Raw genomic sequence first — 24095 nt, 5'->3', positions numbered from 1 at the left:
CAGTGTACACGATCCGTGTATTAACTAGGCAGATGATACCTCTTTGGGAACAAAGAGGTTTTTTGTTTGCAAAAAAAGGAGGAATTAACAATGAACAAACAACAAGAAACAGTAGGCATCAATGAAATCCCTCGACTAGACAAATGGATTGTCCTGAGTATCCAGCATTTATTCGCCATGTTTGGCGCTACCATCCTAGTTCCGATGCTTGTAGGGTTGAGCCCTGCAGTGGCCTTAGTATCAAGTGGTCTCGGAACCCTTGCTTATCTCCTCGTAACAAGAGGTCAAATACCGGCATACTTAGGCTCGTCTTTTGCCTTTATCATGCCACTGATCGCAGCGATTTCCATCGGGGGACCTGAAGGGGCGATGATCGGAAGCTTTTTTGCCGGAATCATCTACGGAGTTGTTGCTTTAATCATTAAAGCAACAGGAGTTAACTGGCTTATGAACCTATTGCCCCCGATTGTAGTGGGACCGGTTATCATGGTGATCGGTTTAGGACTTGCAACAGTGGCCATCGACATGGCTATGAATAATCCGGCAACGGAAAGCTATAGCGGCATTCATTTTACAGTCGCTTTGATCACGCTCTCCATTACGATTGTTGCCTCAGCATTCTTTAAAGGATTCTTCGGACTGATTCCGATTTTGATCGGGATTGTGGGAGGTTATTCATTCGCTTTCACACAAGGTCTGGTAGATTTCACTGCTGTGAGGGAAGCGAGTTGGATTCAAGCACCAGATTTCTTAGTCCCATTTGTGACTTATACTCCGGATTTCAACTGGGCAATTGTCTTCATCATGGTACCAATCGCACTTGTGACATTGTCTGAACATATCGGGGACCAGATGGTTTTGAGTAAAGTAACAGGTAAAAACTTTATTAGAAAACCTGGACTACATCGCTCCATCTTTGGTGACGGAATAGCAACGCTCCTTTCTTCTTTCCTAGGAGCACCTCCTAACACGACTTATGGAGAAAATATCGGGGTTGTAGCTCTTACAAGAGTGTTCAGCGTGTTCGTAATCGGAGGGGCAGCTGTAACGGCAATCATGTTCGGGTTTGTTGGAAAAGTATCTGCACTGATTACAACCATTCCAACAGCGGTTATGGGCGGCGTATCCATTCTCCTTTTCGGAATCATCGCATCAAGCGGCCTTCGCATGATGATCGAAAACAAAGTGGATCTGGGTGAAAAGAGAAACTTGATCATAGCATCGGTCATCTTGGTTATCGGGATCGGTGGAGCGTTCATTGAAGTCAATGATGCGATTCAAGTGTCCGGAATGGCACTTGCAACGGTAGTAGGTATTGCCCTGAACTTCATCCTTCCTGGGAGAAAGAACGAGACCATTGACGAGGAAGAGATGCTCGCTTCAAATGAAAAAGATCGTGAAGTCGCTTAAAGGCATGGAAGAATAGGAGCTGTGACTCCCTCTTCCATGGAAGGCATTGAAAAAGGTAAAGAACGAACTTTTTCAGTGCCTTCATATGAAGAAGGGGCCGCGATTAGCAGTAACGCTGGTTACAGCAAAAATATATTGGAATAAGAATATCAGCAATCATTACAAAACAGCCATCCTTTAATCAAGTCCAGAGAGGCATGAAAGGGTACAACACAGCGTGAAGAGGACGTGTAGGGAAAACCTTCCCTACGTCTATCCAAAGCGCCACCATTGTGCACCCTGAGAAGCCTCAGGGTGCATTTTTTATCGCTTTCAAACAACCAAAAGGAGTGAACGTCATGTTTCAATTACGAACGTTAGATGATTTAACGGCTACTGAACTCGATCAGCTACTATCAGATGCAAGCAGCCTCCTTGTTAAAAAGGATAGCGAGCCTTTAAAGCAAAAATCGGTAGCCAACCTCTTTTTTGAACCAAGCACACGTACAAAATCAAGCTTTGAAATGGCTGAACACCAGCTTGGCCTTCACGTCCTTCCTTTTGATGTAGAGCATTCAAGTGTACAAAAAGGAGAGACTCTCTATGACACCGTTAAAACCCTCGAAGCAATCGGTTGTGATGCCGTTGTCATTCGTCACCCGGAAAAGGGGTATTACAAAAGCCTCGAAGGAATCTCTATTCCTATCATTAACGCCGGTGACGGGGCAGGTGACCATCCTACACAATCCTTACTGGACCTCTTAACCATTCAACAAGAATTCCTGTTTTTTCAACATTTGAATGTTGTCATCATTGGAGATGTGCGCCACAGTCGAGTAGCACGAACGAATGCCCGCATGTTACGAAAGTTAGGTGCACGAGTATCATTTGCGGGACCTCCCGAGTGGATGGACGACGATATTACGTGCGGCAACGTCATATCAATGGATGAAGCTGTTGAAACGGCTGATGTCATCATGCTCCTTCGCATCCAAGTCGAGCGACATGAAGAAAAAGGAGATTGGACGAAAGAGAACTATCATGAAACCTACGGTTTAACGGAAGAAAGAGAAGCACGTATGAAATCGGGGGCCATTATCATGCACCCGGCTCCTTTTAATCGAGGAGTTGAAATTGCCGATCCTGTAGTTGAATGTGAAAGGTCTCGAATCTTTAAACAAATTACAAATGGAGTAGCTGTTAGAAAAGCAGTGTTAAAACGTGCATTATCATTAAAGGAGGAGACAGTATGAAAACGGTATATAAAAACGGAATCATTTTAGAAGGCTCAAAACTAACAGAAGGGGTTCACGTACTGGTCAATGAAGAAACTGGAAAGATTGAAGCCATTTCAACTTCAAATGACGTCCAAGCAGATCGTGAAGTTGACCTTAGAGGAAACCTTGTTGCACCAGGTTTCGTCGATTTACACATTCACTTAAGAGAGCCCGGTGGAGAGGCGAAGGAAACGATCGCTACTGGCACTCATGCCGCAGCAAAAGGCGGATTTACGACTGTTGCGGCCATGCCGAATACAAGACCTGTACCTGACTCCCCAACGCACGTAGCCAGTTTATTAGAGAAAATACATAAAGACGCAAAAGTTCGCGTACTCCCTTATGGGTCGATTACGGTGCGTGAAGCAGGTAAAGAAATTGTAGACATGGAAGCGATCGAGAAAGATATTTTCGCTTTTACAGATGATGGTGTCGGCGTTCAAGAAGCAGGTATGATGTTTGAAGCCATGAAACGAGCAGCCAAGCTGAACAAAGCTGTTGTTGCCCATTGTGAAGACAACAGCTTGATTTATGGAGGTGCCGTTCACGAAGGTCGATTCTCTGAAACAATGAATATACCGGGCATTCCAAGTGTATGCGAAGCCGTTCACATTGCAAGAGACGTCCTTTTAGCTGAAGCAGCTGGTGCGCACTACCACGTATGCCATGTAAGTACGAAAGAGAGCGTACGTGTCATACGGGATGCGAAGAAAGCAGGGATAAACGTAACGGCGGAAGTGACTCCTCACCATTTGCTTTTATGTGAAGATGACATTCCGGGTAACGATGCCAACTATAAAATGAATCCGCCACTTCGTGGGAGTGAAGATCAACAAGCACTTTTCAACGGGTTGCTTGATGGCACGATCGACTTTATTGCTACTGATCATGCACCACACACAGAAGAAGAAAAAAGTCTTCCGATGGAAGAAGCGCCATTTGGCATTATTGGACTGGAACTTGCCTTCCCTCTTCTATATACGAACTTAGTGGAAACGGGGCATTTTACCCTCGGTGAACTCATCAGCTGGCTCAGTGATAAGCCGGCAAATATATTTCAACTACCGTTCGGAAAGTTGGAACAGGGAGGCAAAGCGGAGTTTACAGTGCTTGATCTAAACAAAGAAAAAACGGTCACAAAAGATGACATCGTGTCTAAGGGGAAAAATACACCTTTCTTCGATCAAGTGTTAAAAGGATGGCCAGTGATGACTATATTCAACGGAAAACAAGTATGGACGGAGGAAGGATAATATGAAAAAGCGCATGCTCGTATTAGAAAATGGAGTCACATTTACCGGAAAAGCATTTGGTAGCACAAAAGAGACACATGGAGAAGTGGTTTTCAACACGTCCATGACAGGTTATCAGGAAATGATGAGTGACCCTTCATATTGTGATCAGATTTTGACCTTAACGTACCCGCTAATAGGAAATTATGGGATCAATCGCGATGATTTTGAATCGATTACTCCATATATCAAAGGCCTTATTGTTAAATCGGCAAGCGTTCATCCTAGCCACTTCAGAAGTAAAGTTACACTCGATGAATGGCTAAAAGCCAACAATATTCCAGGGTTAATGGGGATTGATACAAGAAAACTTACACGAATGATCCGTGAACACGGAACGATGAAAGGGAAGTTTTGTGATCTGGATGCAGACGTTGAACAAGTGGCGAACACCCTTCAAAGTCAATCTTTTCCTAAAACACAAGTGGCCCACGTTTCAACGAAAACCAGATACGTGACACCCGCTTCTGGAAAGCGAGTGGTTTTAATCGACTATGGAGCAAAAAAAGGCATCATCAAAGATTTGAACCATTTAGGTTTTGAAGTGATTGTTGTGCCATACAACACGTCAGCTGAAGATGTGATGGCCTTAAGTCCCGACGGAGTGATGCTTAGTAATGGACCGGGAGATCCGGAAGATATACCGGAATCAGTAGAAACGGTAAAGGAGCTAATGGGATTGGTGCCGATCTTCGGCATTTGTCTTGGGCATCAATTGCTTGCTCTAGCTTCAGGTGCGCGAACGGAGAAAATGCGATTTGGTCACCGTGGTGGAAATCATCCTGTTAAAGATTTGAGAACAGGAAAAGTAGCCATTACTTCTCAAAATCACGGCTACACCGTAAATCCACGCTCGGTTAGTGAGACAGATCTTGAAATTACACACATCAACGTGAATGACCAGAGTGTAGAAGGGCTAAGTCATTCCATTCACCCGGCATTTAGTGTGCAATATCACCCCGAAGCAAGCCCTGGCCCGGAAGATGCAAAAGATCTGTTCTTGGCGTTTAAAACGTTAATTGATACTAAAAAACCAGTCACAAAGAAAGAGGGGATTGTTCATGCCTAGAATAGAAGGAGTTCAAAAAATATTAGTAATCGGATCAGGACCAATCGTCATCGGGCAAGCGGCTGAATTTGACTATGCAGGTACCCAAGCCTGTCAGGCATTAAGAGAAGACGGTTTTGAAGTAGTTCTAATCAATTCCAACCCCGCAACGATCATGACCGATGAAGCTATTGCTGATCGCGTATATATTGAACCGATCACTCTTGAGTTTGTGAGTCGGATTATTCGTCAAGAACAACCCGATGGCCTTTTGGCTACGTTAGGTGGCCAAACCGGTTTAAACATGGCAATGGAGCTGGATAAGAGCGGTATTTTAGACGAGTACGGGGTAAAGCTTCTCGGAACGAATCTTGAAGCAATTGAAAAAGCAGAAGACCGAGACTTGTTTCGCAATCTGATGCGTGAATTGGGTGAACCGGTTCCACCAAGTGAGATTGTTCATACAGTTGAAGAGGCGGTCAATTTTGCCAATGAGATTGGATACCCTGTCATTGTACGTCCGGCCTACACCCTTGGAGGAACCGGGGGTGGGATTGCCAAAAATGAAGAGAAACTAAGAGAAATTACGAAAGCAGGCCTCTCATACAGCCCTGTTACCCAGTGTTTAATTGAGATGAGTATTGCTGGCTTTAAAGAGATCGAATACGAAGTGATGCGCGATGCGAGCGATCAGGCTATTGTCGTATGTAACATGGAAAACATCGACCCGGTTGGCATACATACCGGTGATTCCATTGTAGTAGCCCCAAGCCAAACGTTAACGGACCGTGAATATCAACTGCTCAGAAATGCATCCCTCAGAATTATCCGTGCTTTAGGGGTAGAAGGTGGTTGTAACGTACAGATGGCTTTGGATCCACACAGTGAAGATTACTATATTATCGAAGTAAACCCGCGAGTCAGTCGTTCATCCGCATTAGCTTCAAAAGCGACCGGCTATCCAATTGCCAAGCTCAGTGCCAAAATAGCAGCTGGCTTTACGTTGGATGAATGCGAAAATCCGATCACGAAAACAACGTTCGCCAGTTTCGAACCTGCACTTGATTATGTAGTAACAAAAATACCTAGGTGGCCGTTCGACAAATTCGATTCTGCCAACCGTTCCCTGGGTACACAGATGAAAGCCACAGGTGAAATAATGGCCATCGGACGAACGCTTGAAGAAAGTCTTTTAAAAGCGGTACGGTCGACTGAAAACGGCATTGATCATATTAGCGTGCCTTACCGAGACGAACTGAGTCATGAATGGCTTCGTTCCAGGTTGGAAAATGCAGATGATGAGAGATTATTCCTTTTAGCAGAAGCGATCCGCCTTGGATACTCCACGGAGGAGCTTCACAAGATGACTAAGGTAGACTTCTTTTACTTGGAAACGTTACGAACGATTATTGACCTTGAGAAGGAACTTAATAACCGTCCTTTTGATGGAGAGGTGCTAAGAGAGGCAAAGGAACTAGGGTTTTCCGACCCAACGATTGCAGACCTGTGGAATGTAAGTGAGCGAGAAGTTGAAGCTTTTCGAAAAGAACACAGTATCATTCCAGTTTTCAAAATGGTTGATACGTGTGCCGCGGAATTTGTATCTCATACTCCGTATTATTACGGGACATATGAAGAAGAAAATGAGTCAATCGTATCCTCCAAGCCTTCCATTCTAGTGCTAGGCTCTGGACCGATTCGCATAGGACAAGGAATCGAGTTCGATTATGCAACGGTTCATACGGTCCAAGCGATTCAAGAGGCGGGATACGAAGCAATTATCATAAATAATAACCCTGAAACTGTATCAACGGACTTTAGCATTTCAGACAAATTATACTTCGAACCTTTAACAGTAGAAGACGTGATGAATGTTGTGGACCTTGAAATGCCTGTTGGTGTGATCGTCCAGTTTGGAGGTCAAACGGCGATAAACTTGGCTGACGGTCTTGTTGAGAGAGGCGTAAACCTCCTAGGTACCTCACTTGAAGACATGGATACAGCGGAGGATCGGGACCGGTTTGAGCAGCTAATGATGGAGCTTAAGATCCCGCAACCGGAAGGGAAAACAGCTACAAGTGTAAATGAGGCACTATTGATCGCCAAAAAAATCGGTTTTCCTGTACTCGTAAGACCGTCTTATGTTCTCGGAGGCCGTGCAATGGAAATTGTTTACCATGAACGTGATCTCCTTAAATACATGGAAAGAGCAGTAAAGGTAAATGAAAAGCACCCGGTCCTTATTGATCGCTACCTTCTTGGAAAAGAATTAGAAGTGGATGCTATTTCTGACGGAGAAACGGTGGTCATCCCGGGTATTATGGAACACATTGAGCGTGCAGGAGTCCACTCAGGTGACTCCATTGCCGTATACCCGCCGCAACAACTTTCCGAAAAGCTAAAAAAGAAGCTTACGGATTATACGATGCGCATTGCAAAAGGACTCAATATCATAGGACTGTTGAACATTCAGTTTGTTTTGTGTGACGGTGAGATATATGTACTGGAAGTCAACCCTCGCTCGAGTCGGACCGTTCCTTTCTTAAGCAAGATTACCGGTGTGAACATGGCGAACTTGGCCACAAAAGCGATTATTGGTGAGAAGCTTAAAGACCTCGGGTTTACGAGTGGGTGCCTGCCTGAAGCAAAACAAGTGTGTGTAAAGGTGCCAGTGTTCAGTTTTGCAAAATTAAGAAGTGTGGATATTACATTAGGGCCCGAGATGAAATCCACTGGAGAAGTGATGGGGAAAGATGACACGCTTGAAAAAGCCCTCTATAAAGGTCTTGTGGCGTCAGGAATGAATATCCCTACCTTCGGCTCAGTCCTCTTTACAGTAGCCGATAAAGATAAAACGGATATGATGACACTCGTTCGCAGGTTCCACCGGATCGGATACAGAATTTTAGCAACGGAAGGGACAGCAGACAAGATTAAAGAGGAAAACATTCCTGTAACGGTTATTTCAAAAATCGGAGGAGAAAGTCCGACACTATTGGATACGATTCGAGAAGGAAAAACTCAGTTTGTGATCAATACCTTAACCAAAGGAAAGCAGCCGGCACGTGATGGATTTAGAATTCGCCGTGAGTCGGTTGAAAACGGAATTGTTTGTTTGACAAGTATGGATACAGCTGAAGCCCTCCTTACTGTTCTGGAGACGATCAGCTTCTCTACAGAAGCCATGGGATCAGCCAGAAAGGCGGCGGTAAAGTGAAGAAAGTTGAAGCGATGACAGTGGTGAGTCAACGTACCATTGCCAATAACATTTACGAGTGTTCACTCAAAGGTGACCTCGTAAGTGTTATGAATGAGCCTGGGCAATTCGTACACTTGAAAGTCACAGACGGAATTGAGCCTACCCTCAGACGACCAATCAGTATTTGTAGCGTGGATACTAATGAACGTACCTTTACGATGGTTTACCGAGTTGAAGGGATCGGAACGAAAAAATTGAGTCACAAGCTTCCGGGAGAGAGAGTAAATGTCCTAGGTCCTCTTGGTCACGGGTTTCCGATGGAAGAATTAAAGAGTGAATCCCACTGTCTTTTAGTAGGTGGAGGTATTGGGGTTCCACCTCTTTACGAACTTGCAAAGCAACTAACAAGTAAAGGACACTCGGTAACTGCTGTACTCGGGTTTCGCTCAAAAGAAGATGTTTTCTATGAGAGAGAATTCTCTCGTCTAGGTCCGACCTTTGTTGCAACGGAAGATGGATCATACGGAGAGATGGGCTTTGTAACCGATGTGATTGGCGCAAAACAACTTACGGGGGATTGCTATTATGCATGCGGCCCTCGGCCTATGCTAAAGGCGATTGAGTCAAACATGCCTATTCCAGGTTTTCTTTCACTAGAAGAGCGGATGGGGTGTGGAATTGGTGCCTGCCTTGCTTGTGTGTGCGATATGAAAAATGAAGCTGGATACCGTAAAGTCTGTTCTGACGGTCCTGTATTTAAAGCAGGGGAGGTTGTTGTTTGATGAAAATGAACGTATCACTACCGGGGTTAGATTTGAAAAATCCGATCATGCCTGCTTCCGGCTGCTTCGGATTCGGAAAAGAATACAGTGAGTTTTACGACCTATCCAAACTCGGCGCCATTTGTGTAAAGGCGGTAAGCCCTTTAATGAAACGGGGAAACCCTACCCCGCGTGTTGCTGAAACACCGGGCGGGATGCTCAATGCGATTGGCCTACAAAACCCAGGTCTTGAGTCTGTAATGGAAAATGAGCTGCCATGGCTTGAACGCTTTGACGTCCCAATCATCGTGAATATTGCCGGTAATACGATAGAGGAATACATGGACGTGGCAAGAGTAGTATCCAAAGCCCCGAATGTAAAAGCTGTTGAATTGAACATTTCATGCCCGAATGTAAAAGAAGGAGGCATTGCTTTTGGCACCGATCCCTACATTGCAAAGGAGCTTACAGCGAGAGTGAAAGATGTGTGCCATGTACCGGTTTATGTAAAGCTTAGCCCGAATGTGACAGATATTGTCACCATCGCTAAAGCAGTTGAAGAAGGTGGGGCAGACGGATTAAGTATGATCAATACCCTTCTTGGAATGCGACTTGATCTAAAAACGGGCAAGCCCATTCTCGCCAATGAAACGGGAGGATTGTCAGGCTCAGCTATCAAACCTGTTGCAGTGAGGATGATCTACACTGTCAGTCAACAAGTGTCCATTCCGATTATTGGGATGGGCGGAGTTACTAACGCAGACGATGCACTTGAATTGATTTTGGCCGGAGCGAGCGCTGTTGCTGTAGGAACACAAAACTTCGTTGATCCCTTCGCATGTCCAACGATCATCGAAGAACTGGAAGAAAAACTTAAAGACTACCATGTTGATCATATCGGTGAATTAACTGGAAGGAGCTGGAGACCATCATTACAACCACTGACCACCCGTTAATTGTTGCTTTGGATTTTCCTGATCGAACTGAGGTGAACGTTTTTTTATCCCATTTTAATGAACGTTTGTTTGTAAAAGTAGGGATGGAATTGTTTTACCGGGAAGGTCCGGATTTAATCGAAGAGTTAAAATCTGATGGCCACAGAATCTTTCTCGATTTGAAGCTCCACGACATTCCTACCACTGTAGAACGAGCAATGACAAATATCGCCAAGCTTAATGTGGATCTTATAAACGTCCATGCACTCGGTGGGAAGACAATGATGGAAAAAGCGATTGAAGGTCTGGAAAAGGGAACCGAGTCAGGTAAAGTAAGGCCTCGTTGTATAGGAGTGACTCATTTGACTAGCTCTACACCACGCATGATCTCTGATGAACTAAAGATGGGCTTGGGCTTAAACGAACATGTGCTTCATTTGGCCAAACTTTCTCAAGAGAGCGGTCTTGATGGTGTCGTATGCTCGGCATTAGAAGTAGGAGACATACTTAAGGAGTCGGGACCTGACTTTTTAACTGTTACTCCGGGTATTCGATTGTTGTCAGACTCCAAAGATGATCAGCACCGAACAGTCACACCTAGTGAAGCAAACCAAATCGGTTCCGGAGCCATTGTCGTAGGACGAGGAATTACTAGGGCGGAAAATGTAGTAGAAGCCTACCAAATGTACAAAAAGGAATGGGGAAGTGGATCATGAACAATCAAACAATCTCAAATCATTTGCTTACAATTGGAGCAGTAGCTTTACAACCGACCAACCCATTCACGTGGAGCTCAGGGTTAAAGTCACCAATCTATTGTGATAATCGCCTTACCATGTCCTATCCGAAAGTTAGAAAAGAGTTAATAAGAGAGTTTATAAACCTTATCAATCTCCACTATCCAGAAGTGACTGCTGTTGCAGGGACGGCAACGGCAGGGATCCCTCATGCGGCATGGGTAGCGGAAGCTCTCGATTTACCTATGGTTTATGTGCGCTCAAAAGCGAAAGGTCACGGTAAAGGAAATAGAATTGAAGGGCGTTTACAAGAAGGAGATCGGGTAGTGGTTATTGAAGATTTAATTTCGACCGGCGGATCTTCCATTCAAGCAGCAAATGCCCTCAAAGAAGAAGGGGCTCATGTGTTAGGTGTAGCGGCAATCTTTACATACGGATTAAAGAGAGCCGAGGACCTTTTTGTTGAGGCCGATATGCCTTGCCACACCATTACGAATTTCAACACCCTTATTGAGGAAGCAACTGATTTGAACCTAAGAGAAAAAGAGATGTTGAAGGAATGGCAAAAAGATCCCCAAACCTGGTCGCAACAACATGAAGTGAGTGATACCAATGAGAAAGTTTTCAAGTGGTGAATTTGACGAACGGGTCGATTTTTTTGATCGTATGGCGCAAACAACATGGCTTTCCGGGCTACATGAAGAGCTTGTAAAGAGAACAGGATCCTGGGAAAACAAACATGTATTGGATGTTGGGTGTGGTACTGGCAGGCTGTTAATGAGATGTCAGAGTGGTACGAGTATTGTTACTGGAGTGGACTTAAGCTCTCGTATGATTTCAAAAAGCCAGAAGCTCTTTGAAGGACTCGGTAGAGGACATAATGCAACGTTTTTAACGGCTGATGCGGAAGCTCTTCCATTTAATGAAGATGAATTTGATCTTACCATTAGTGCCTGTGTGCTTTTTTTAATGCCCGATCCGAAAAAAGTACTCAAAGAGATTGCACGCGTAACGAAAGGTAGAATCGCTCTTTTAAACCCTTCTTACGAGAACAGCTTGAAAAGAGCTAATGATTATTGTACTCAGTATAACTTGAGTGGGGTCGAGCAGGAGTTTCTTTTACAATGGGGAAAGGTCGCAGAGCATCGCCACCGATTTCAAGAAGATGAATTGAGCAGGATCATGACGGCGTGCGGGTGGCGCGATGTGCACCACGAGCGCCATCTTGACGGTTTGGCACTCATTACGACAGGGGTTAATGCATAATAAGGGAAACGTCTTCTTACATTAATTTAGGAAGGCGTTTTTTCTTTTTCGATCGCTCTCTCGGAAGTGTTGTTCTTCTTATATAAGAAAAGTTGAATCAGAGGGGGGGCGAGACTCCAAGGAGAATGATAAACAATTCCAGCATTTTCTGTGAGTAGCTTCGTTCAATACGTAGGGTTAATAATACCAATTCATACAAGGAGGTGAAAAAAAGAGTAATCATGATAAAAACAGAGTAAGGGAAAGATTAACCCATAAAAATGTGCGAAAATAGCGGTAATCAACCGTAAAATCGAATCGCTATATATTTCGGAAACCGATATATTAGTAATGTTACGTTTCTTTAAAAAATTCAGAAAAATAACCAGGGGGTGACGAACGGTGAATACGTTTAAACGCTTAAAGGAGTTCTATTGGCCATATAAAGGGTACTTTTTCCTGTCTATTTTATTTTTACTTTTTGTGTCAGGGATCACAGTTGCTTATCCTATCATTTTGCAATTCACGATTGATAATGTTGTTCTTGCCGGAAATTATGAGCTTGTCCCGTATGTGGCTCTAGGATTCTTTATTTTAATGGCGATAAAAGCAGTTGCTACGTACTTTCATCAGTACTTAGGTGATTTGTTCGGAATCAAGGCAGTCTACGAGCTTAGAGATGCCTTATACCGAAAGCTTCAATACTTGCCGTTTCGATATTATGATAACGCAAGAACGGGGGACCTCATGTCACGATTGACGGCAGATGTAGAGGGATTCCGTTTCTTTTTGTCTTTCGGATTCGCACAACTTATTAACTTAACGATGCTCGTTGGATTAAGTATGGGAATTATGTTTTATTACAGTCCTTCCTTAGCCTTAATCACATTAGCTTCGATGCCGTTTCTTATTGTGACGGTTTACCAGTTTGATAAAAAAGTGCATCCGGCATTTACAGATATCCGAAAATCATTTGCAGGGATGACAACCAAAGTCCAAGAAAATATTAGTGGCATGAACACAGTAAAGTCTCTTTCAAAAGAAGATTTTGAGATGGGGCGCTTTGATAGTAAGAATGCCGACTACAAAGATAAGTATGTATTCACAGCCAACATTTGGGCGAAATACTTCCCTTTGATGGAATTAATTGGACAAATTTCGGTTGTAGTTCTCCTTGGTTACGGAGGTTGGCTTGTCATTAACGGGGTAATCCAACCCGGTGTATTAGTTGCTTTCTTCAGTCTTGTTTGGTATATCATCGGGCCACTTATGAACTTAGGATTTATCGTAAATACATTCAGTCAATCAAAAGCATCTGGAGAACGTCTTCTACAAGTCCTTGATGAGGATGAAGATATCATGGATAAACCAGGGGCCATCACAATTGATCGTCTAAAAGGAAATGTGAGTTTTGACCATGTAAGTCATCGATACGATGAAGAAGAGGAACTAGCATTAAAGGATGTAACATTTTTTGCCGAGTCAGGCAAAACAATTGGACTAATTGGTGCTACCGGATCAGGAAAGACGTCTGTAACCCAATTGATCTCTCGCTTTTACGAGCCTGACAGAGGCACGATTAAGATTGACGGAAGACCGATTGATAGCTACTCATTAAAATCATTAAGAAAAAACATTGGCGTTGTTTTGCAAGAATCGTTTTTATTCTCAAGCTCCATTAAGGACAATATTTCTTATGGACTTCCTTATGCGACAATGGAAGACATCATCGACGCAGCTAAGCGAGCTCAAGCACATGATTTTATTATGGAGATGCCCGACGGCTACGACACCGTTTTAGGTGAGCGAGGAATGGGACTTTCAGGTGGACAAAAGCAGAGGATTGCCATTGCGCGAGCGATTTGTATCGATCCTTCTATCCTTATTTTGGATGATGCTACCAGTGCAGTAGATATGGAAACAGAATCAAAAATACAAGCTGCGTTCCGTGAAGTGATGAAAGGGAGAACCACGTTTATCATTGCCCATCGTATTTCATCACTCATGCATGCAGATGAAATTCTTGTATTAGAAGACGGGGAAGTTGCAGAAAGAGGCACACACGATGACCTGCTTACAAACGAAAACGGGCAATACCGCCGCATTTATGATATCCAATTTAAAGACCGCCATGCTGTATTACAGGAAGCCAAATAACGAGGAGGTGATTTCATGGCAGAAAAACAGGACGACCGCACGTTAAAACGTTTCCACTATTCCACTGATCAAGCGATTGAAAAACCATTTAACTGGTTACAAATGAGCCGACTACTCGCATACATGAAGCCTTATTCGACCAATCTACTTCCCCTTGCGATCCTTTCCATGATAGTCTCAACAGCGGTTCGGCTACTAACACCACTTTTAATCGGGACGTACGCTTTGGATAATATTATTGAGCAAGGGGATCTCAATTACCTGTGGCTAATGGTTGCGATTATTGCTGGATTGTATGTGCTGTCTTGGATTGGTAACTTTTTTCGAATTAGGTTTATGAACAAACTCGGTCAGCTGGTTATCTTTGACCTCAGAAAAAGTTTGTTCGATCACATTCAACGCTTATCCCATCGTTTTTTTGATCAACGATCTGCCGGATCGATCCTTGTGAGGATTACAAACGATGTTAACTCTTTACAGGAGCTGTTCACAAACGGGGTTATTAACCTGTTAATGGATTTAATTATGTTGATCGGGATTATTGTATTATTATTTATGATCAGCCCGGAATTAACGTTGGCTATTATGATTGTTTTGCCAATTATGTTCTTGATTTCTACTAAGCTCAGACGAAACATTCGAAGATCTTGGCAACATGTGAGGATTAAACAATCTCATATCAATTCTCATTTAAATGAAAGCATTCAAGGGATTCGTGTGACACAATCGTATACACAGGAAAAAGAAAACATCGGTTTCTTTCACAACATGAATAGTGATAACTATGAAGCATGGCGAAATGCTTCACAAAAGAACGCTTTGTTCCGTCCTTTTGTTGAAATTAGCGGAGCGATTGGAACGGCAGTCCTCTTATGGTATGGTGTGACACTCATTCAAGCGGGGTCCCTTTCAATAGGTGAATTTGTGGCATTTGCCATTTACATCGGAATGTTTTGGGAGCCAATTTCAAGACTTGGTCAAGTGTACAGTCAACTCCTTATGGGAATGGCGTCATCCGAACGAATTTTCGAATTCTTGGATGAACAGCCAAGCGTACCGGAACGTGCAGGTGCAAAAAAACTGAACTACATCGGTGGAGATATTCGTTTTCATGATGTGGAATTCGCATACAACGAGGACCGTAAAGCGTTAAACAAGATTAGCTTGACGATCAATAGTGGCGAGACGGTAGCACTTGTAGGGCATACGGGAAGTGGAAAGACGACGATCGTCAATTTGATCAGTCGCTTTTACGATCCGACTTCCGGAAAAGTGACGATCGATGGACACGATTTAAGAGATGTTACATTAAATAGTTTACGAAAAAAGGTAAGTATTGTTTTACAAGACACATTTATCTTCTCCGGTACAATCATGGAGAACATTCGATTCGGTAAACCCGACGCAACGGACGAAGAAGTCATTGAGGCCGCAAAAACTGTTGGTGCGGATCGGTTTATCCAACAATTAAAAAACGGATATGAAACAGAAGTAGAAGAAAGAGGAAATGTTTTATCTGTCGGTGAAAGACAGCTCATTTCATTTGCCCGAGCGCTCTTAGCTGACCCTCAGATCCTCATTCTTGATGAAGCAACGGCTTCCATTGATACGGAAACCGAACAAGTGATTCAATCCGCTTTAAAGCGTCTTCTCCATGGAAGAACCGCCATCATGATTGCCCACAGACTCTCAACGATTCGAGAAGCAGACAACATTATTGTGTTAGAGCACGGTAACATATTGGAGCAAGGAAATCATGAAGAATTGATGAATCAAAAAGGCGAATATTATGATCTAGTTAAAGCACAGTTTAAAGTATTAAATGATGTAGGATAAATGTAAATCCCCGGATCATGTTCGGGGATTTAATGATTTGTTTGATTATTCAGAATTTAAACGAATGTTTAAAAAGAGGTGTACATATGAAAAGAGTGGATGTCGTTTACTCGTTGATCGTAAACCAGGAAGGTACAAAAGTACTCATGGTCAATAACAAAAAATATGATAACTGGTCCCTGCCAGGAGGATCGGTTGAAAAAGGGGAGACATTAAAAGAGGCAGCCGTTCGTGAAGCTTATGAAGAGACTGGACTAAAAGTCGAGGTGAATAACCTTGTTTCAGTAAACGAGGCTTTTATGAAAGATGACCAAAATCATGCTTTGTTTTTTACCTTTAATGCCAGAGTTACCGGTGGGGAACTTGGTGTGGTCGACAAAGAGGCTATTGGTGGTGTCAGTTGGATGAAGTGGGAAGAGGCAGACAAGTGGATGCCTTATCATCCAAATGGGGTGAAAGTACTTCTTGATCGTTCTATTCCATATGAGTTTGAAAATACAGTGTAAAAAACACCCCGCTGAAGAACGAATTCTTCAGCGGGGTGTTTTTTATGAGTGGGAGGCTGGGGAGGGTACGAAGTGGTGAGTTGGTGCTAACCTGTTTAAAAGGAGCGCTAACCTGTTTAAACCGCTACCTCACACCTCGCACCTGTATAAATAACCCCAGCATGCCGAATCCCGTACCCATGTACCACGTTTATCTTACTCGAAGCTCTCTTACTTGATCCTCATCTGGAGTAACAAACAAGGTGGTCTGCTGATCATAAATCACATACCCAGGCTTAGCACCACTGGGCTTTTTCACATGACGAATTAATGTATAGTCTACCGGGACTTGTCCTGAACTTCGGGCCTTACTGAAGTAAGCTGCTAAGTTGGCTGCTTCAGTAAGGGTGATTTCAGTGAATTCCTGACTGCGAATAACTACGTGTGAGCCGGGAATGTCTTTCGTATGAAGCCACGTATCGTCTTGACGGGCAAGGCGGTTTGTTACATATTCATTCTGCTTGTTGTTTTTACCAACGAGAATATCGACGCCTTCACTAGATTTGTACTTTTCAGGCTGAGGCTTCGTGATTTTTTTCTTTTTCTTATCTACACGTCGCTTTTTTAAATACCCTTCGTCGGCAAGTTCTTCCCTGATGTCTTCCAAGTCAGATGGAGCTGCCGTTTCGACTTGTTGAATAAGCTGATCGAGGTATGCCATTTCTTCGCGGGCCTTTTCGATTTGCTCTTTGACAACAGTGACGCTATTTTTAAGCTTGTTGTATTTCTTAAAGTATTGCTGTGCATTGGCTGAAGGGCTTTTTTGGGGGTTGAGAGGGATCGTGACCATTTGTTGGTCAGGATCATAGTAATCAACCACTTCTACTTCTTGAGCCCCTTCTTTTACGGCGTGCATGTGAGCGGTAAGTAATTCACCATGCCGCTGAAAACGAGCCGCCTTTTCGGAATCCTTTAACGTATTTTCGAGCTTTTTGATTTTCTTCTTGTTTTTACTGTATTCATTTTTAAGCATTCGATCCAAATCATGTGCCTGTTGTTTTACTCGATCTCGTTGAGCTTTACCGTAAAAATAACGATCAAGCATGTCATGAACAGACTCGAACGTTTGTTTTTCTCCAGGGAGATGCTCCAAGTCAATTACAGAAAAAGCCTCATTGTTTTTTCCAAGCACGATTTGTGGTTTATAGTCTTTCTTCTTCACAGAATCAAGAAGGGATACGAATGTATCTGGCAAGGTGTCCGGGTTTACGAGCCCTGTTCGATGAAACATTTCACGAACAATCAAGGGGCTGAGACCACTGAACTTTGCTACGATTTGCTTGTCTACCTTACCTGCTTGGAATTGTAGTTTACGCCTTACCGTCCCTTCGTCCGCTGTAAGGGGATTTACTTTATCCAAGTGAGGTGGCTCTTTATATGGTTGTCCTGGCAGGACTGTTCTGTATGAAGAGAGAGATGGGGGGATATGTTTGATGCTGTCCAAGATCATTCCTGCGTCGTCATCGACTAAAATTAAGTTACTATGACGTCCCATAAGCTCCAAAACAAGTTTCTTTTTGGACACATCCCCTAATTCATTACGCCCTTTAATATAGAATGTTACGATTCGCTCCAACCCATTTTGTTCAATCCGTTCAATTAAACCGCCTTCCAAATGTTTACGTAAGAGCATGCAAAACATGGGAGGTTCTTTTGGGTTTTCATATTTCTCTTTTGTTAAATGAAAGCGAGCAAAGCTTGAGTTTACTGAAATAAAAAGAGTGTGGTTTTTTCCTCGGGCTCTTATTGTCATTACAAGATCCGACTTATAAGGTTGGTGGACTTTTGTAATTCGTCCTGTTGTCAATATTTCTTCAAGGCTGTCTGTGACTGCCTTCGTTACGATTCCGTCAAATGCCATTCTTATCACCGCCAAATTAATTCCACTATCCTTACTAAGTATAGCAAACGTTTCTCTATACAGAAAGAACAACTCCCTTGGAAGTCATGATTATGGACAACCGTGAATAAGAATTGTTGTAAAGGTTGTCTCATTTCCGAGTCATTGTGTGTGGATGTTTTTTGATAGGTTGGTGCTGTCGATTATAAAAGCATGAAGAAGTCGGGCAGAACTTCCACTAACAAAGTAAAGTCGTGCGACACACCTCAATAACGGTGAGTTCCGACTTGTTTGTTGGTGTGGAACGATCTATGTAGGTTTCTATCAGGCACAACCTTGCAAAAAAGCAGAACAGCACTAATGGATTGGTAGTTTAATAACAGGCGTAAAAAAGAAGAGGTGGAGTCATGAAGTGGTATGAGATGGAGGTAGAAGAAGTTGAACAGGCAATCGATACAGATAAAACACGGGGACTGGATGATGAAGAAGCGCAAATAAGGTTAAAAAAACACGGCCTGAATAAAATTGATGATGGGAAGCGGACGCCGCTCTTCTTTTTGTTTATTTCCCAGTTTAAAGATTTTATGGTTCTTGTTCTTCTTGCGGCAACATTAGTGTCCGGGTTACTTGGTGAATACATCGATGCCCTCACGATCATGATCATTGTCTTGTTGAATGGGTTTCTTGGCTTTTTCCAAGAGCGAAAAGCAGAGAAGTCCCTTGCCTCCCTGAAGGCTTTATCTGCCCCTCAGATGACGGTTCTTCGCAATGGTGAGTGGGGCAAGATTCCTTCACATGAAGCGGTGGTAGGGGACATCGTTAAATTGAATGCGGGTGATCGTATTGGAGCGGACGTGCGCATTTTGAACAGTGAGAGCATGTACGTGGAAGAAAGCGCACTTACTGGCGAGTCCCTCCCTGTTCGAAAAAGTCGTGAAGCCATTCGATCTCATGATCGTTTACCACTTGGAGATCAAGAAAACATGGCTTTTATGGGAACGATGGTAACGCAAGGAAACGGATTAGGCGTGGTTATTGCTTCTGGTATGAAAACCGAAATGGGAAAAATTGCCCACTTGTTGAAAACAACGGAATCCATGGAGACCCCTCTTCAAAAGAGATTGGAGCAACTGGGTAAAATCCTCATTGCAGCCGCCCTTCTCCTAACCGCCCTAGTTGTGGTGTTCGGAATCATTCAAGGTCACGATGTGTACACCATGTTCCTTGCCGGGGTTTCTCTTGCAGTAGCGGCGATTCCTGAAGGTCTGCCTGCCATTGTCACTGTAGCATTGGCTTTAGGTGTACAACGAATGATCAAGCGCAATGCCATTGTTCGAAAATTGCCAGCGGTTGAGACACTTGGTTGTGCCACCGTTATATGTTCAGACAAAACAGGTACCCTCACACAAAATGAAATGACAGTTACGACTCTTTATTCGGATCATACATTATGGAATGTTACCGGGAGTGGCTTTCAGCCTACCGGGCAGTTTTACCTAGGTAAGAAAAAAATTGACCCATCAAAAGAAAAGCCCTTGTGGCAGCTCCTTACCTTTGGAGCCCTGTGCAACAACGCCAATTTGATTGAGAAAGATGACGGTGCGTATTCGGTTGATGGAGATCCCACAGAAGGAGCTCTTCTAGCCGCAGCCTTAAAAGCAGGAGTCTCTAACGATTCTCTTATTACCCGTTTTACAGTTGAGAAAGAATTTCCTTTCGATTCCTCAAGAAAAATGATGAGTGTGGTTGTGCGTAACAATGAAACAGGCGAGCGATTCATCGTAACAAAAGGAGCTCCTGACGTCGTTCTAAATAATACGTCTTTCATGCTTACCAATGGAAGGAAAGGGAAATTGAGTGAGGGAGATCGGAGCAAGCAGTTTGCAGTTGTTGAGGAGTTGGCATCAAATGCCTTAAGAACGATTGCTGTTGCTTATCGGGAATTAAAGCCTGATGATTACATTGAAACGGAAAGAGAAGCTGAAAAAGAGCTTACGTTTATCGGTATCCAAGGGATGATCGATCCTCCTCGAGAAGAAGTGTTTAATGCCGTAGATGAATGCAAAAAAGCAGGAATCAAGACAGTCATGATAACAGGGGATCACGCGCTCACCGCTAAAGCTATTGCTACAAGGCTTGGCATGCTCCCCATCGGTGGCAAAGTGTTGACTGGAAATGACTTAGAAAAAATGGATGTGGATGAGCTTGGAAATGTTGTAGATGATGTCTATGTGTTTGCGCGAGTAACGCCGGAGCACAAATTAAAAATCGTCAAAGCCTTACAGTCACGAGGGCATATCGTTGCCATGACAGGGGATGGTGTGAACGATGCCCCTGCAATCAAGGCAGCGAACATCGGAATCGCCATGGGCACGACTGGGACGGATGTAGCAAAAGAAGCCTCGTCGCTTATCTTGAGTGATGATAATTTTAAAACAATTAAGGCAGCCATTAAAGAGGGGCGAAACATTTACGATAATATACGGAAATTCATTCGTTACATGCTTGCCTCAAACGTAGGAGAAATCCTGGTCATGCTGTTTGCCATGATGCTTGGCATGCCTCTTCCTCTAGTTGCGATCCAGATTCTTTGGATCAATCTTGTGACGGACGGATTGCCGGCTATGGCATTAGGGATGGATCAGCCTGAAGATGATGTGATGAAAAGAAAGCCGAGAGCACCAAATGAAAGCATATTTGCTAGGAAGCTTGGTTGGAAAGTCATTAGTCGAGGGTTTATGATTGGGGCAGTGACGTTGTTTGCATTTTGGCAGACGTACCAGTCATCAGGTGAGAATTTGATGCTTGCACAAACTGTTGCATTTGCCACACTTGTCATGGCGCAACTTATACACGTCTTTGACTGCCGGAGCGAGCACTCTGTTTTTCATCGGAACCCGTTTGAGAACAAATATCTCGTAGGGGCTGTCATATCGTCCGTTTTACTCATGCTAGTGGTTCTCTATTACCCGCCACTGCAATCGATCTTTCACACTGTTGATTTAAGCTTTGAACACTGGCTACTAATCTTAGGTTCTGCATCGATACCAACTGTAGCACTAGCGGGCTTTCAACTCTTTCGCAGTAAGGAAACTCTTGGCAAAAACCGAAGAGTTGTGATTAAATAATACTAAAGAACGATACTGCGCTTCGCGTTTATTCGCGGAGCGTGGTTCGTTTTAACAAAAAGGTATGGTTTCTTTTTACTTTATCCTCTACTTTTTTCAAGGGATTTAAATTGAATGAAGGTTCTTTCAAGTTGACTTCCATTATAGAAGAGCATGTTACGGTTTTACCCAAGCGTTGTGTAGACACGTTAGGAAGGTAGATCCTTGCTCGTATGGTCAAAGGCTGACTTAAAGTCATTTCTCTAAATTTTTACTCTTGCATACATACAACCCTTGATGAGATGACTTTTCCTATCGATCTTTAATATGGTATTCTAAAATAGAATTAGAGTGGATGTGATAGACATGATCGTGAGTATGACAGGATATGGAAGCTCTCTTCAGCAGAATGACTCTTTTCATGTTACAGTGGAAATGAAAAGTGTAAATCACCGTTTTTCAGAAGTAAACATTCGTATGCCTCGCCCATTTTTAATGATAGAAGATCGTTTGAAAAAAGCGGTTGGAAAACTCGTTAACCGTGGAAAAGTGGACGTTTTTATAACCATAGGTGGTGAAAGCGTCTCCAAGAGGGCCGTTAACGTGGATTGGGATTTGCTTGAACAATATGTCACTACATTTGAGGAAATGAAAAAACGATTTAACGTAAACAAAAGCGATTTTCCATTTGAACAAATGTTAACCCATGAGGACGTTATTTCCATCGATGAATCAGATGACGTCTCTGAAGAAGTAAAAAGCTTGTTGATCCATGCCGTTGAACAAGCCGCAGTGCAATTACATACGATGCGTCAAGAAGAAGGCAAAGAACTGTACCGTGACCTTATTCACCGATCCTCCTTAATGCGGGAGTGGGCAACACAACTTAAAGAATATGCCCCCATTGTTTCAGAGCAATATCAAGAGAGACTTCATAAACGAGTGAATCAATTTCTTGAAGGGAAGTTTGAGGCAGATGAGGGACGAATCTTAACAGAAGTCGCCGTCTACAGTGATAAGTCCGATATTCAAGAAGAACTAACTCGAATTGACAGCCATCTAAAGCAATTTGACGCTATTCTTGAAGGTGGTGGCGTAGTTGGTCGAAAACTTGACTTTTTGGTTCAAGAACTAAACCGAGAGTTTAATACGATCGGCTCTAAAGCGAATGACATCCAAATTAGTCAACGGGTTGTCGACTTGAAATCAGAGCTTGAAAAGGTAAGGGAACAAGTACAAAATATCGAATAGAGATTCACCTAGGTATAATTTCTCTTATCGGGGGCTACGTTAGTGAAAAGGTAACGTACCTGTATATTGTTGTACATACACCCTACTTCAATTCATTGCGTTTCATGATAATTTTATAGATAGACAGGGGAATGAGAGTATGGACATTAAATTAATTAATATTGGTTTTGGAAACATTGTATCTGCAAATCGAATTATTTCCATCGTCAGTCCTGAGAGTGCACCGATTAAACGAATCATCACAGATGCCAGAGATCGCAATATGCTTGTAGATGCTACATATGGCCGTCGAACGAGAGCTGTCATCATTGCTGATAGCGACCATGTTATTTTGTCAGCGGTGCAGCCTGAAACTGTCGCACAACGAGTGATTAACAATAAAGATGATGTAACGGACGAATAGTTTATATGTTCGTTTGATAGGGGAATTGTAGCGTTAATTTATACATTCACTGCTTGCATATTTCCTTGAACTTTTGTACATTAGTACAAAGGAATGTATAACTAGACACTGTTGCCATCGGTATCTCTCCGGTGGCTTCGTGTTTGTAAGTTTAGATTTGGACGATGGAGGTTACTATGAAAAAAGATAGAGGTTTGTTGATTGTTTTATCCGGCCCTTCTGGTGTGGGTAAGGGAACGGTTTGTGCCGCTCTTAGAAACCATGATACGGATATTCAGTACTCCGTTTCAGCAACCACAAGAAACCCTAGAGAAGGGGAAATTGATGGGGTGAATTATTTCTTCAAACCGAAGGAAGAATTCGAGAGTATGATCGAAAACAATCAACTCCTAGAATGGGCAAAGTACGTAGACAACTATTACGGAACTCCTCGTGATTATGTTGAAAAAACGCTGGCAGAAGGAAAGGACGTCATTTTGGAGATTGAAGTCCAAGGAGCTCTTCAAGTCCGAGAATCCTTCTCAGAAGGTGTATTCATCTTCCTAATGCCACCAAGCTTAAAAGAGCTCAGAAGTCGCCTTCAAGGTCGAGGTACAGAGACGAAAGATCTTATTGATAGTCGGATGACCGTTGCTAAAGAAGAGATTGAAATGATGAGCAAGTATGATTATGTAGTAGAAAATGATGAAGTGGAATTGGCTGTGGAACGAATTAAATCCATCGTAACCGCTGAACATTGTAAGCAAGAGCGATTAATCGAAAAATACAAAGAATTAGCGGAGGTCGAGTAAATGTTAAACCCATCTATTGATAGCTTGATGAAAAAAATTGATTCCAAGTACACGCTTGTAACCGTGTCTGCAAGACGTGCCAGAGACTTGAGAGATAATACGGAAGCAAAACTCAAGCTGGATAACCCTCGTTCCGTGAACTTGGTCGGAATGGCACTTGAAGAGATTGTGGCTGACAAAATCCACTTTGAGCGTCTTGAACTGAAACCAGGGGAAGAGTAAACACCTCAAAAGCCCGCTATGATGGATTGTCATAGCGGGCTTTTTTAAGGTAAAGTGAAT

General features: G+C 43.1%; 19 protein-coding genes. 18 read left to right on the top strand and 1 reads right to left on the bottom strand.

Going from position 1 to position 24095, the window contains the following annotated elements; genetic code table 11:
* The first annotated feature begins 90 nt into the window (after positions 1–90).
* From G476_RS0109925 to G476_RS0109860, 13 genes are all read left to right on the top strand, one after another.
* On the top strand, positions 91–1410 hold the full coding sequence (locus tag G476_RS0109925; protein WP_026689973.1) for a solute carrier family 23 protein: 1320 nt from the start codon (positions 91–93) through the stop codon (positions 1408–1410).
* A 338-nt stretch (positions 1411–1748) separates the two neighbouring features.
* On the top strand, positions 1749–2642 hold the full coding sequence (locus tag G476_RS0109915; RefSeq protein WP_026689972.1) for an aspartate carbamoyltransferase catalytic subunit: 894 nt from the start codon (positions 1749–1751) through the stop codon (positions 2640–2642).
* Complete coding sequence (locus G476_RS0109910) at positions 2639–3919, top strand: dihydroorotase (RefSeq protein ID WP_026689971.1); 1281 nt, start codon at positions 2639–2641, stop codon at positions 3917–3919. The genes G476_RS0109915 and G476_RS0109910 overlap by 4 nt, the downstream gene beginning before the upstream one ends.
* Before the next feature lies 1 nt (position 3920).
* The gene (locus G476_RS0109905; protein WP_026689970.1) at positions 3921–5027 is read left to right on the top strand and encodes a carbamoyl phosphate synthase small subunit; all 1107 of its coding nucleotides are present in this window, start codon (positions 3921–3923) and stop codon (positions 5025–5027) included.
* Positions 5020–8223: a carbamoyl-phosphate synthase large subunit gene (gene carB, locus G476_RS0109900; protein ID WP_026689969.1), complete on the top strand. Its 3204-nt coding sequence runs from the start codon at positions 5020–5022 to the stop codon at positions 8221–8223. Before G476_RS0109905 ends, carB begins: the two co-directional genes overlap by 8 nt.
* Positions 8220–8987, top strand: a complete 768-nt coding sequence (locus G476_RS0109895; RefSeq protein WP_026689968.1) for a dihydroorotate dehydrogenase electron transfer subunit — start codon at positions 8220–8222, stop codon at positions 8985–8987. Before carB ends, G476_RS0109895 begins: the two co-directional genes overlap by 4 nt.
* Complete coding sequence (locus G476_RS0109890; protein WP_425387218.1) at positions 8987–9922, top strand: dihydroorotate dehydrogenase; 936 nt, start codon at positions 8987–8989, stop codon at positions 9920–9922. Before G476_RS0109895 ends, G476_RS0109890 begins: the two co-directional genes overlap by 1 nt.
* Positions 9898–10617: an orotidine-5'-phosphate decarboxylase gene (gene pyrF / locus G476_RS0109885; protein WP_035186354.1), complete on the top strand. Its 720-nt coding sequence runs from the start codon at positions 9898–9900 to the stop codon at positions 10615–10617. Before G476_RS0109890 ends, pyrF begins: the two co-directional genes overlap by 25 nt.
* The gene (pyrE, locus tag G476_RS21685) at positions 10614–11273 is read left to right on the top strand and encodes an orotate phosphoribosyltransferase (protein WP_051314736.1); all 660 of its coding nucleotides are present in this window, start codon (positions 10614–10616) and stop codon (positions 11271–11273) included. Before pyrF ends, pyrE begins: the two co-directional genes overlap by 4 nt.
* Positions 11251–11904: a class I SAM-dependent methyltransferase gene (locus G476_RS0109875; protein ID WP_026689965.1), complete on the top strand. Its 654-nt coding sequence runs from the start codon at positions 11251–11253 to the stop codon at positions 11902–11904. The genes pyrE and G476_RS0109875 overlap by 23 nt, the downstream gene beginning before the upstream one ends.
* A 381-nt stretch (positions 11905–12285) precedes the next feature.
* On the top strand, positions 12286–14040 hold the full coding sequence (locus G476_RS0109870; RefSeq protein WP_026689964.1) for an ABC transporter ATP-binding protein: 1755 nt from the start codon (positions 12286–12288) through the stop codon (positions 14038–14040).
* 15 nt (positions 14041–14055) lie between these two features.
* Positions 14056–15876, top strand: a complete 1821-nt coding sequence (locus G476_RS0109865; protein WP_026689963.1) for an ABC transporter ATP-binding protein — start codon at positions 14056–14058, stop codon at positions 15874–15876.
* 86 nt (positions 15877–15962) lie between these two features.
* Positions 15963–16382, top strand: coding sequence for an NUDIX hydrolase (locus G476_RS0109860; protein ID WP_026689962.1), 420 nt, complete (start codon positions 15963–15965; stop codon positions 16380–16382).
* Between the two features lie 190 nt (positions 16383–16572).
* Here G476_RS0109860 and G476_RS0109855 read toward each other — a convergent pair whose 3' ends face one another.
* Complete coding sequence (locus G476_RS0109855) at positions 16573–18282, bottom strand: Rqc2 family fibronectin-binding protein (RefSeq protein ID WP_026689961.1); 1710 nt, start codon at positions 18280–18282, stop codon at positions 16573–16575.
* A 386-nt stretch (positions 18283–18668) separates the two neighbouring features.
* Between G476_RS0109855 and G476_RS0109850 the strand changes: the two genes are divergently transcribed.
* From G476_RS0109850 to rpoZ, 5 genes are all read left to right on the top strand, one after another.
* Positions 18669–21389 carry a calcium-translocating P-type ATPase, SERCA-type gene (locus G476_RS0109850; RefSeq protein ID WP_026689960.1) on the top strand — a complete coding sequence of 907 codons (2721 nt, stop codon included), beginning with the start codon at positions 18669–18671 and terminating at the stop codon, positions 21387–21389.
* Positions 21390–21734: 345 nt separating this feature from the next.
* Positions 21735–22619, top strand: coding sequence for a YicC/YloC family endoribonuclease (locus tag G476_RS0109845; RefSeq protein ID WP_026689959.1), 885 nt, complete (start codon positions 21735–21737; stop codon positions 22617–22619).
* A gap of 139 nt (positions 22620–22758) precedes the next feature.
* Positions 22759–23022 carry an extracellular matrix/biofilm regulator RemA gene (gene remA, locus G476_RS0109840; RefSeq protein ID WP_026689958.1) on the top strand — a complete coding sequence of 88 codons (264 nt, stop codon included), beginning with the start codon at positions 22759–22761 and terminating at the stop codon, positions 23020–23022.
* A gap of 176 nt (positions 23023–23198) precedes the next feature.
* Positions 23199–23813: a guanylate kinase gene (gene gmk / locus G476_RS0109835; protein ID WP_026689957.1), complete on the top strand. Its 615-nt coding sequence runs from the start codon at positions 23199–23201 to the stop codon at positions 23811–23813.
* Positions 23814–24035: a DNA-directed RNA polymerase subunit omega gene (gene rpoZ, locus G476_RS0109830; protein WP_026689956.1), complete on the top strand. Its 222-nt coding sequence runs from the start codon at positions 23814–23816 to the stop codon at positions 24033–24035.
* Positions 24036–24095: the final 60 nt, after the last annotated feature.

This window comes from Alteribacter aurantiacus DSM 18675, assembly GCF_000429705.1.
Taxonomy (GTDB): Bacteria; Bacillota; Bacilli; order Bacillales; family Salisediminibacteriaceae; genus Alteribacter; species Alteribacter aurantiacus.
The sequence above is the reverse complement of the archived record's forward strand: the minus strand, read 5'-3'. Positions and strand labels throughout refer to the sequence as shown.

Coding starts and splice junctions, on each gene's coding strand:
- G476_RS0109925 (WP_026689973.1), top strand. CDS start 91: ATGAACAAACAACAAGAAACAGTAGGCATCAATGAAATCCCTCGACTA.
- pyrE (WP_051314736.1), top strand. CDS start 10,614: ATGAACAATCAAACAATCTCAAATCATTTGCTTACAATTGGAGCAGTA.
- remA (WP_026689958.1), top strand. CDS start 22,759: ATGGACATTAAATTAATTAATATTGGTTTTGGAAACATTGTATCTGCA.
- G476_RS0109915 (WP_026689972.1), top strand. CDS start 1,749: ATGTTTCAATTACGAACGTTAGATGATTTAACGGCTACTGAACTCGAT.
- rpoZ (WP_026689956.1), top strand. CDS start 23,814: ATGTTAAACCCATCTATTGATAGCTTGATGAAAAAAATTGATTCCAAG.
- G476_RS0109890 (WP_425387218.1), top strand. CDS start 8,987: ATGAAAATGAACGTATCACTACCGGGGTTAGATTTGAAAAATCCGATC.
- G476_RS0109905 (WP_026689970.1), top strand. CDS start 3,921: ATGAAAAAGCGCATGCTCGTATTAGAAAATGGAGTCACATTTACCGGA.
- G476_RS0109860 (WP_026689962.1), top strand. CDS start 15,963: ATGAAAAGAGTGGATGTCGTTTACTCGTTGATCGTAAACCAGGAAGGT.
- carB (WP_026689969.1), top strand. CDS start 5,020: ATGCCTAGAATAGAAGGAGTTCAAAAAATATTAGTAATCGGATCAGGA.
- G476_RS0109855 (WP_026689961.1), bottom strand. CDS start 18,282: ATGGCATTTGACGGAATCGTAACGAAGGCAGTCACAGACAGCCTTGAA.
- G476_RS0109865 (WP_026689963.1), top strand. CDS start 14,056: ATGGCAGAAAAACAGGACGACCGCACGTTAAAACGTTTCCACTATTCC.
- gmk (WP_026689957.1), top strand. CDS start 23,199: ATGAAAAAAGATAGAGGTTTGTTGATTGTTTTATCCGGCCCTTCTGGT.
- G476_RS0109875 (WP_026689965.1), top strand. CDS start 11,251: ATGAGAAAGTTTTCAAGTGGTGAATTTGACGAACGGGTCGATTTTTTT.
- G476_RS0109845 (WP_026689959.1), top strand. CDS start 21,735: ATGATCGTGAGTATGACAGGATATGGAAGCTCTCTTCAGCAGAATGAC.
- G476_RS0109910 (WP_026689971.1), top strand. CDS start 2,639: ATGAAAACGGTATATAAAAACGGAATCATTTTAGAAGGCTCAAAACTA.
- G476_RS0109850 (WP_026689960.1), top strand. CDS start 18,669: ATGAAGTGGTATGAGATGGAGGTAGAAGAAGTTGAACAGGCAATCGAT.